Source organism: Frankia sp. CeCAU1, assembly GCF_977971845.1.
Map to the genome: position 1 here is coordinate 35,969 of NZ_CDWWXA010000005.1, position 9,385 is coordinate 45,353.

The 9,385-nt window shown below is 71.0% G+C and carries 7 protein-coding genes; all 7 read left to right on the top strand.

Translation table 11 applies throughout. The features are described 5' to 3' along the window. The first annotated feature begins 22 nt into the window (after window positions 1-22). Genes AC08OO_RS02015 through fabD form a run of 7 tightly spaced genes read left to right on the top strand, consistent with a single transcriptional unit; the run spans window position 23 to window position 9,264 of the window. Window positions 23-1,591, top strand: a complete 1,569-nt coding sequence (locus AC08OO_RS02015; RefSeq protein ID WP_476608740.1) for an amino acid adenylation domain-containing protein — start codon at window positions 23-25, stop codon at window positions 1,589-1,591. Beyond that, window positions 1,588-2,871: a chlorinating enzyme gene (locus AC08OO_RS02020; RefSeq protein WP_476608741.1), complete on the top strand. Its 1,284-nt coding sequence runs from the start codon at window positions 1,588-1,590 to the stop codon at window positions 2,869-2,871. The genes AC08OO_RS02015 and AC08OO_RS02020 overlap by 4 nt, the downstream gene beginning before the upstream one ends. Continuing rightward, a complete protein-coding gene (locus tag AC08OO_RS02025) occupies window positions 2,868-4,034 on the top strand; it encodes an alpha/beta fold hydrolase (protein WP_476608742.1) in 1,167 nt (388 codons plus the stop codon). Before AC08OO_RS02020 ends, AC08OO_RS02025 begins: the two co-directional genes overlap by 4 nt. An 18-nt stretch (window positions 4,035-4,052) precedes the next feature. Then, the gene (locus tag AC08OO_RS02030) at window positions 4,053-4,925 is read left to right on the top strand and encodes a DUF6039 family protein (protein WP_476608743.1); all 873 of its coding nucleotides are present in this window, start codon (window positions 4,053-4,055) and stop codon (window positions 4,923-4,925) included. Window positions 4,926-4,946: 21 nt separating this feature from the next. Next, a complete protein-coding gene (locus tag AC08OO_RS02035) occupies window positions 4,947-6,179 on the top strand; it encodes a hydroxymethylglutaryl-CoA synthase family protein (protein ID WP_476608744.1) in 1,233 nt (410 codons plus the stop codon). Between the two features lie 2 nt (window positions 6,180-6,181). Further along, entirely contained in the window at window positions 6,182-6,955 is a 774-nt protein-coding gene (locus tag AC08OO_RS02040) for an enoyl-CoA hydratase/isomerase family protein (RefSeq protein ID WP_476608745.1), read from the top strand. After that, window positions 6,952-9,264: an ACP S-malonyltransferase gene (gene fabD / locus AC08OO_RS02045; protein ID WP_476608746.1), complete on the top strand. Its 2,313-nt coding sequence runs from the start codon at window positions 6,952-6,954 to the stop codon at window positions 9,262-9,264. The genes AC08OO_RS02040 and fabD overlap by 4 nt, the downstream gene beginning before the upstream one ends. Window positions 9,265-9,385: the final 121 nt, after the last annotated feature.

Genomic DNA, 9,385 nt, shown 5'->3' on the forward strand with positions numbered 1-9,385 from the left:
GCGGACCCGAGCCCGCCGACCGATGCCGACCGAGACACGGCTGGACGAGCTGCTGGGCGAGGTCTGCCGCCGGTTCCCCGACCGGACCGCGGTCCTCGGACCGGCAGGCCCGCTCAGCTACGCGGAGCTGTGGAACCGGGCCGGCCGGCTGGCGGCGCACCTGCGCGCCGTCGGCCCAGCCGCCGGTCCGCTGACCGGGCTGATCGCCAGCCCCGGCCCTGACCTGATCGTCGGCATGGCGGCGATCGCCCGCGCGGGCAACGGATACGTCGTTATGGACCCGGCGTATCCGCAGGCCCGGCTGACCTATCTGCTGGAAGACGCCCGCCCCCCGATCGTACTGGCCGGTCCGCGTGAGGAGGAGCTGCCGAAGCGGCTCGGCTTCACCGTCATCCCCCTCGACGCCTGGCAGGATGCGGCGCCCGGGAACGGGCAGGGACAGTCCGTGGCGGGCCCGCGGGACGTCGCATACGTCATCTACACCTCGGGCACCACCGGCGCGCCGAAGGGCGTGGTGGTGGAACACCGGCAGGTGACGCGGCTGTTCAGCGCGACCCGGCACTGGTTCGGATTCGATGAGAACGACGTGTGGACGCTTTTCCACTCGGCCAGTTTCGACTTCTCCGTCTGGGAGATCTGGGGCGCGCTGCTGCACGGCGGCTGCCTCGCGATTGTCCCGACCGCCGCGCGGCGCCATCCCGAGGCGCTGCTCGAACTGCTGACCCGGCATCAGGTCACCGTGCTCAACCAGACCCCGTCGGCCTTCCGTCAGCTGCTGCTCGCCGAGGAGGCCGACCCATCCCGGATCCCCGACTCGCTGCGCACCATCGTGTTCGGCGGCGAACGCCTCGACCTCGACCTGGTCGCCGGATTCATGCGCCGCCACCCGGACATCGGGCTCGTCAACATGTACGGCATCACCGAGACGACCGTGCACGTGACCTACCGGCGGCTGGCCGAAGCGGACCTCGACGGCCCGGCAGTGAGCCCGATCGGCGTGCCGGTCCCGGACCTCACCGTCACGATCCGGGACCCCGACGGCAGGCCGGTGCCCGCGGGTGGGCCGGGGGAGATGTGGATCGGCGGCGCGGGCGTGGCCCGCGGCTACCTCAACCGGCCGGAGCTGACGGCGCAACGATTCGTCACCGGCCCCGATGGCGCGATCTGCTACCGCTCCGGCGACCGGGCCGCCTGGCGCGGCGGCGAGCTCGTCTACCTGGGCCGAGTGGACGACCAGATCAAGCTCAACGGCTTCCGGATCGAGCCGGCCGAGATCGAAGCGGTGCTGTGCCGTCACCCGACGGTGGCCGGGCCCGTCGTGGTCACCCCCGGCGTCGGTCGGCACGGCGCAGCCGAACTGGTCGTCCTCGCCGTCCCGGCCGCGGGCGCCGGCGACCCCGCGGCCCTGGCCGAGGCCTGGCGCGGCCACCTGCGCGGGGAACTGCCTGTGCACATGCGCCCGGCCCGTTACTTCCCGGTCGACGCGATCCCGTTGACCCGGAACGGCAAGGTGGACCGCTCCGCGGCGAACGTCACCGCGGCCCGGCTGTTCGCCGGCGAGGAGACCGAGACCCCAGGGATGACGACGTGACCGACACAAAGCAGGTATGCGCGCTGCTGGAGGAAACGGTCGCCAGGTCGGCCGCGGCCGCGCTGCCGTACACCGACATCAGCGTCGAGGACGACCTGTTTTACCTCGGACTCACCTCGCTCGGCTTTGTACGCGTCATGGCCGAGCTCAACACCGCCTACGGGACCTCACTCAATGGCAGTGAGCTCGAGGACGTGGCCTCGGTACGCACGATCGCGCGGGCGATCGCGGACGCTGTCGAGGACCCGGAGATCGTCGTCAGACATGCGGAGGGGGTGGCACGCATGGGCGCCGCGAGCGCCGCCGGGCAGGGCGGGCGCAGGTTCGCGCTGAGCGCCGAGGAGCTGGAGTCCTTCCGCCGCAACGGCTTCTTCGGTCCGTTCACCGTGTACGAGCCCGACGAGATGCGGGCGATCTGGAAGCGCGAGCGGCTGTCCATGATGGACCGCAGCGCGGCCGTCTACCAGACGACCGACGCGCTCTCGGGCAACACCAACATCGCCAACTACGACCGGCACCTCGACATGGAGTTCCTCGCCGACCACATCTGCCGCCCGGAGATCGTCGACCGGGTGGTGAGTGTGCTCGGGCGGGACGTGCTGTGCTGGCGCACCGAGTTCTTCCCCAAGTACCCCGGCGACGAGGGCACCGACTGGCACCAGGCGGACACCTTCGCCAACGCCTCCGGCACCCCGCAGATCCTCTGGCTGGAGGGTCTGGAGGGTCTGGAGGGTCTGGAGGGTCTGGAGGGCATCGGCGGCACGATCACCGTGTGGACCGCGTTCACCGAGGCGAACGAGCAGACCGGCTGCCTGCAGTTCATCGCCGGGACGCACACGCGGATGAATTACGACGAGGCCAGGCGCATGCACTACGACCCGGACCTGATCAACACCGTGGACAAGGGTGGGGTGCGCCGCGGTTTCTTTGGCTACGACTACCGCGAGCTGCAGAAGGATCCGGACTGGAAGCCGGACGAGTCCCTCGCGGTGCCGATGATCATGCGTCCGGGGCAGGCCGTTATATTCTGGTCCACGCTGATGCACGCCTCGCTGCCGCACAGCGGCGAGTCCCGGGAGATGCGGCTCGGCTTCGCCAGCCGGTACGTGCCGACCTCGGTGCGGATCTACCCGGACACCGAGGAGATCGAGGAGTACGGCGGCCGGGTAAGCCTGGAGCGCTACGGCGCGGTGCTGGTCGCGGGCGAGGACCGGATCGGGCACAACCGCCTCGTCACCGAGACGATGCGCGGCCACCGCTTCGGCGAGGTCCGCGGGTGACGCCCGGTCAGGCCGCGGCCGCGGGGGATCAGGCTGTGGACGGCGCGGCGACGACGCCGGGTACGGACGGGCTCGAGGCGGCGGTGCGCTCCCTGCTCCCGCTCCTCGAAGTCCTGCCGTGCCCGCAGTACTTCCGGCCGGCGACGCCGCTCAGCGGCCCAGACGCCCTCGCCGCCTTCCGGCGCGAGCTCGCCGCGCACGCAGCCCGCTGGGGCGCCCCGGCGCCGGTGCCCTCACTCGACCCGCCGGCCGAGCCGGGGGTCTTCGGCGGCGTGGTGGCGCGGCGGCTGGCCATGGACCTGCCGTACCCCGACCTCGACCTCGAATACTCCGTGGCCGAGGGCATCGGTAGCACGACGCTGCGCGGCTATGCCGGCGGCGCGCCGGACGCCCCGCCGGTGCTGCTGGTCGCGCCGTGCGGCATGCCGGTCGAGTTCGTCGCCGCGTGGGTCTCGGCCCTGTCCGCCGATCACAGGGTGTTGACCTGGGAGACGAGCGGGCTGTTCGGCAACGAGGGCGAGCGCGCTCGGTTGGACGGCGCGTACCTGGCCGGAACCGTGCGGGACCGCGTCGCCGGGCAGACCCGCGATCTGATCACCGTGCTCGAATCGGAGAAGGCCCGGGATGCGCATGTGATCGGACTGTGCGGCGGCGCGGTGCTCGCGCTCGCGGCCGCCGCGCAGCGCCCCGACCTCGTGCGCTCGCTCAGCCTCTGGCACGCCGACCTGCTCGTGCCGGGCTGCCGCACCGCGCACCAGGCGAACCTGAGCGCGGTGTTGGAGCTGGCCGCGCGCGACCCGACGACCGCCGCGTCCGTGCACGACGTCCTGCTGCGCACGATGCTCGACAGCGTGCCACGGGACCTCGCGCACCTCGTGCTGCATCCGTACGCCACCGCCGAGCTGTTCCACCGCTATAGCCGGATCAACGGCGCCATCATGGCGCTGGACGCGGCCGACCTGGTCGACGGGGTCCGCCAGCCCGTCCTCGTGGTCACCAGCACCGACGACGAGACCGCGCACCCCGAGGCCTCCCGCGAGATCGCCGGGACCCTGCGCGACGCCCGGCTGGTGGTCCGCGACCACGGCGACCACATCGCGCTCTTCCGCGGTTCGCCGTCGCTGTTCGAGCTGGCGACCGACTTCATACGACGTCACTCCTGAACGAAATCGAGACCTCGGATGACCACCGCACCTGCCGCTCCGGCTCCCCCCGTCCCTGCCGCCCTCGACGAGCAGACCGCCGCCCTGAACTCCGGCAGCTGCGGGCTGCTCCTGCACCGTGTAGGCCAGTTCAACTACGGCTTCGCCCGCGAGGGCCGCCAGTACAGCCGCGACCTGGTCGCCTACATGAACGGCAAGGTCGGCGGCACCATCTCCACGTTCTTCTACGACGAGGTGTTCGGCGTGCGCGACCGCGTGCACTGGCTGGTGCACCTCAAGGCGCCGAACGACTACCGCGTCCTGCTGCGGATGGTCGACGACGACGAGGAGTTCCGCGACATCTCGCTGGTGGACCGGCTTCCGGAGAAGGGGCACGGCAGCTGGGAGCGGATGTTCGTGGCGGGCAGTCTGGTCGAGCAGGTGCTGCTGCCCCAGCACGGCCTGCACTACCGCCACGAGGACGCCGCCCCCGACCCGGCGCTCTATGTCCCCGCGGCGCGCAACCAGACCAGCCAGCCGATCAGCGCTCAGCTGAACTCGGCCAACGCCGGCGCGGTGGTGCTGCGCACGGCTGACGTGACCTACAAGTTCCGCGAGGAGGGGCGGCTGTTCGCCTTCGACTGGCAGGAGGCGGTGAACGTAGCGTTCCCCGGGCACGTCACCTCGCTGCTCTACGAGCAGAACTTCGGCCGCCAGGACCGTATCCACTGGCTGATCCACCTGCGCGACCTTGAGGACTACCGGCTGCTGCGCGAGTTCGACGACAGCGAGGCGACGATGTCCTCGATCTTTGCCAAGCAGCGCGTCCACGAGTCCAAGGGCGGCGGCACCTGGGACGACCTGTTCTTGCCCGCCAGCATCCATGACGTCGTCATGGTGCCACGGTTCTGACACGGCGGAGGCCGCGGGCGGATGGGTATCGGGATTGAGTCGATCAACGCTTACGTCGGGCGGACCTCGCTCGGCGTGCTGCAGCTGTTCGAAGCGCGCGGGCTCGACCAGCGACGCTTCGAGAACCTGCTGATGGAGAGCAAGTCGGTGAACCTGCCATGCGAGGACGCGGTCACCAACGCGGTCAACGCCGCCAAACCGCTCATTGACGCGCTGGACGACGGCGGGCGCGCGGCGGTCGAGCTCGTCGTGGTGGGCACCGAGTCAGGCCTCGACTACGGCAAGCCGATCAGTACCTACGTACACGACCTGCTCGGCCTCGACCGCCGCTGCCGCTCCTTCGAGGTCAAGCATGCCTGTTACGGCGGCACCGCGGCGCTGCAGACGGCTGCGGCGGTCATCGCGACCAGTCCGGTCCCCCAGGCCCGTGCCCTGGTGATCGCCGCCGACTCGGCCAGCGTCGCCGCCCGCGGGACGTACTGGGAGCCTTCGCAGGGCGCCGGCGCGGTCGCCATGGTCGTGAGCCGGAGGCCGCGTGTGCTCGAACTCGACGCGGGCGCGAACGGCTACCACAGCTACGAGGTGATGGACACCCTCCGGCCGCGCCCGGACCTTGAGGCCGGGGACAGCGACCTGTCGCTGCTGTCGTACATGAGCTGCCTGGAGGCCAGCTACGGTGCGTACCGGGAGCGGGTGCCTGAGGCCGACCTGATGGGGTCCTTCAGTCATCTGGTCCTGCACACGCCGTTCGCCGGCATGGTCAAGGGCGCGCACCGCCGCCTGCTGCGCAGGCATGCCGACGCCGGTCCGCAGGCGATCGCGGCCGATTTCGGGCAGCGCGTCGTGGAGAGCCTCGCGTACTGCCAGGTGGTCGGCAACCTCTACTCCGCCGCCCTCTATCTGGCACTCTGCTCCCTGATCGACCACAGTCCGCTGGACGCGCCGCGCCGGATCGGCCTGTTCTCCTACGGATCCGGCTGCGCCTCCGAGTTCTACAGCGGCGTGCTCGGTCCGGGGGCGAAGCGGGCCGTGGGAGAGCGGCGGATCGCCGCCGCCGTCGCGGAACGCCACCCGCTGACCATGCCCGAGTACGAGCTGCTCAGCGATCTGAGCCTGCGTCGGATGGCGGGCGTGCAGGACGAGGTCTTCGACGTCGCGGAATACGAGCACATCTACAAGAGCCACGTCGCGGACCGCGGCTACCTCGTGCTGGACCGGATCGACAACTTCCATCGCCGCTACCGCTGGAGCTGACCGTGGCGACCACCGAAACCGCGCATTTCCGGACGATCGAGGTCGTCCGGACACCCCGGTCCACCCGCATCGTGCTTAACCGGCCGGGGCGGGGCAACAGCATCGACCCGGATCTGCTGCGCGAACTCGCCGAGGCCCTCGACGTGGCGGGGCGCGACCCCGACTGCCGGCTGGTCGTGCTTGCCGCGGCCCCCGGCCCGGGCTTCTGCGCTGGCATGGACCTGGACGCTGCGGCGCGGGACCAGCCCGCTGGCTCGGACGCCGAGGCGTTCTTCGCGCTGCTGCGCCGGATGCGGAACCTGCCCAAGGTGATCGTCGCGACTGTGGACGGGCAGGTCACGGGCGGTGGCACCGGCCTGGTCGCGGCGAGCGACCTGGTCTGGGCAACGTCCCGCAGCACGTTCGCGCTGCCGGAGATGTTGTGGGGCCTGCTGCCCTGCTGCGTCCTGCCGTTCCTCGTGCAGCGCTGCGGGCTCCAGTTCGCCCGGGCCATGACCCTCAGCACCATGCCGGTCGAGGCCGTCGAGGCCGAGCGGCACGGCCTGGTCGACCGGGTGGCCGAGGATTTCAGGCCGGGCCTGCGGGCCCTGAGCTACCGGCTTTCCAAGGTTGCCCCGGAGACTGTGCGGGCCGGCAAGGAATATCTGCACACGCTGTGGCCGATCGACGCGGAGACGGAGCGGATCGCGGTGTCGGAGTTCGATTCCCTGATGAGGTCCACCCCGGTCGCCGAGCGGCTCAGCGGCGGCCTGCCCGTGACCGGGGTGGCGCGGTGAGCGGCGGGGGAACGGTCCACCTGTTCCCTGGGCAGGGCTCGCAGGCGCGCGGCATGGGCCGCGAGCTGTTCGACCGCTACCCGGCCCACGTCGCGCGGGCGGAGGCGGTCCTCGGCTACTCGGTCCGCCGCGTCTGCCTCGAGGCGACCGGCTCCGGCGAGCCGAACCTCCGTCAGACGCAGTACGTGCAGCCGCTGCTCTACGTGGTCAACGCGCTGTCCGACCTCGACCGGCGGCGCGAAGGCCTGCCCGGTCCGGACTACCTGGCAGGTCACAGCCTCGGCGAGTACAACGCACTGCTCGCCGCCGAGTGCTTCGACTTCGAGACGGGCCTGCGGCTGGTCCGGGAGCGTGGGCGGCTGATGGGCCTGGCCGACGGGGGCGGGATGCTCGCCGTGGTCGGCGCCGCGGTCGCGGACGTGACGGGATTGCTCGAGCGCGTGGGGCTCGCCGACGTGGACGTGGCGAACTGGAATTCCGCCGAACAACTTGTGCTCTCGGGAACTAAGGAAGCCCTCACCGCCGCCGCCGCCGCGCTCACTGGCGCCGGGCTCGGCCGCTGCGTGCCGCTGCAGGTCAGCGCGGCCTTCCACTCGCGACACATGTCTGCGGCGGCGGAAGAGTTCCGTGCGGTGCTGGAGTCCGTCACGTTCGCGGATCCGCGTATCCCGGTGGTTGCGAACGTCACCGCGCGGCTCTACGAGCCGGGCACGGTGGCCCGGCTGCTCGCGGAGCAGATCCGCAAGCCGGTGCGCTGGTGGGAAAGCATGTCGCTGCTCATCGAGCGCGGAGTGCGGACCGGGGTCGAGGTGGGGCCGGGGACGGTCCTCGGAAAATTCTGGAGTGCGGCGCTCGCGAAGCCGGCGACGCCGCTGGGGACTGGCGTGCCGTCAACTCAGGCCCCGCGGCGGCGGGCGTGGGCACCAGCAGTCGTCCAGACCTCCTCCAGCCTGAAACTGCGCCCCGCCGCGCTCGGCTCGGCCGAATTCCGCCGCGACTACCGGCTGCGCTACGCCTACCTCGCCGGCGCCATGTACCGCGGGATCGCATCCGAGAGCCTTGTGACCCGGCTCGCATCCGCGGGGCTGATGGGCTTCCTCGGCACCGGCGGCACCGGAGCCGACGAGGCCGCGAAGTCCGTCGCCCGGATCCGTGGGGAACTCGGGCCGAACACCCCCTTCGGCGTGAACCTCATCTCGACGCCCTACGCCCCCGCGCTGGAGGACGAACTGGTGCGTGTACTGCTCGACGTGCGCGTCCACCACATCGAGGCGGCGGGCTTTACCGGCATCAGCCCGGCGATCGTCGCCTTCCGGTTCCGCGGCGCGCGGCGCACCGCCGACGGCACCCCGACGGCCGTGCGCCACGTGCTGGCGAAGGTCTCCCGGCCCGAGGTCGCGGCCGCGTTCATGGCCCCGCCGTCCGCGGAGATGCTCAACCACCTCGTCGCGAGCGGGCGGCTCACCCGCGAGGAGGCCGAGATCGCGGCACAGCTGCCGGTCTCTTGCGACATCTGCGTGGAGGCCGACTCGGGCGGCCACACCGACGCGGGGAATCCGTACGCCCTCGTCCCGGCCATGATGTCGCTGCGGGACGAGGTGCAGGCCGAGCGCGGCTACGCCAAACGAATCCGCGTCGGGGCGGCGGGCGGGATCGGCACCCCCGAGTCCATCGCGGCCTCGTTCACGCTCGGCGCGGACTTCGTGCTCACCGGCTCCGTGAACCAGTGCACCGTCGAGGCCGGTACCTCGGATCTGGCCAAGGACATGCTCGCCGACGCCGACGTCCAGGACACCGCGTACGCGCCGGCAGGCGACATGTTCGAGATGGGCGCGCGAGTCCAGGTGCTGCGTAAGGGCACGCTTTTCGCGGCGCGCGCCAACAAGCTCTATCAGCTGTGGCGCCAGTACAACAGCCTCGCGGACATCGACGAGGACACCCGCCGCTCGCTCGAACAACGCTGCTTCCGGCGCAGTCTCGACGAGGTGTGGGCGCAGGCCCGCCCACACCTGGCCGCGAAGGGCGGCGGCGCGCTGGAGCGTGTCGAGGCCAACCCCAAGGTCCGGATGGCGCACGTCTTCAAGTGGTACTTCGCGCAAACCACACGTGCCGCGCTGGAAGGCGTGGCGGAGGAGAAGGTCAACTTCCAGATCCACTGCGGCCCGGCGCTCGGCGCGTTCAACCGCTTCGCCGCCGGCACGGACCTGGCCGACTGGCGCGCGCGCCACGTGGACGCCGTGGCGGAACGGCTGATGACCACCGCCGCCGACCGTCTCGCCGAGGCGGGAGCACGCTGGTCGGCCGACTGAGCCAAATTTCGCACAAGGTGCAGCAGATCTGTTCAAAATTGTGCATACACCTCAAATCAGGACCGAACATACTGGCGGCCGAGACCGGGGAGGTGGCTTTTCGGTGGCGGGCGATTTCTCT

Bases quoted from the DNA above. Each gene is read 5' to 3' on its own strand.
- AC08OO_RS02015 (WP_476608740.1), top strand. From the start codon at position 23: ATGCCGACCGAGACACGGCTGGACGAGCTGCTGGGCGAGGTCTGCCGC.
- AC08OO_RS02030 (WP_476608743.1), top strand. From the start codon at position 4,053: ATGACCACCGCACCTGCCGCTCCGGCTCCCCCCGTCCCTGCCGCCCTC.
- AC08OO_RS02035 (WP_476608744.1), top strand. From the start codon at position 4,947: ATGGGTATCGGGATTGAGTCGATCAACGCTTACGTCGGGCGGACCTCG.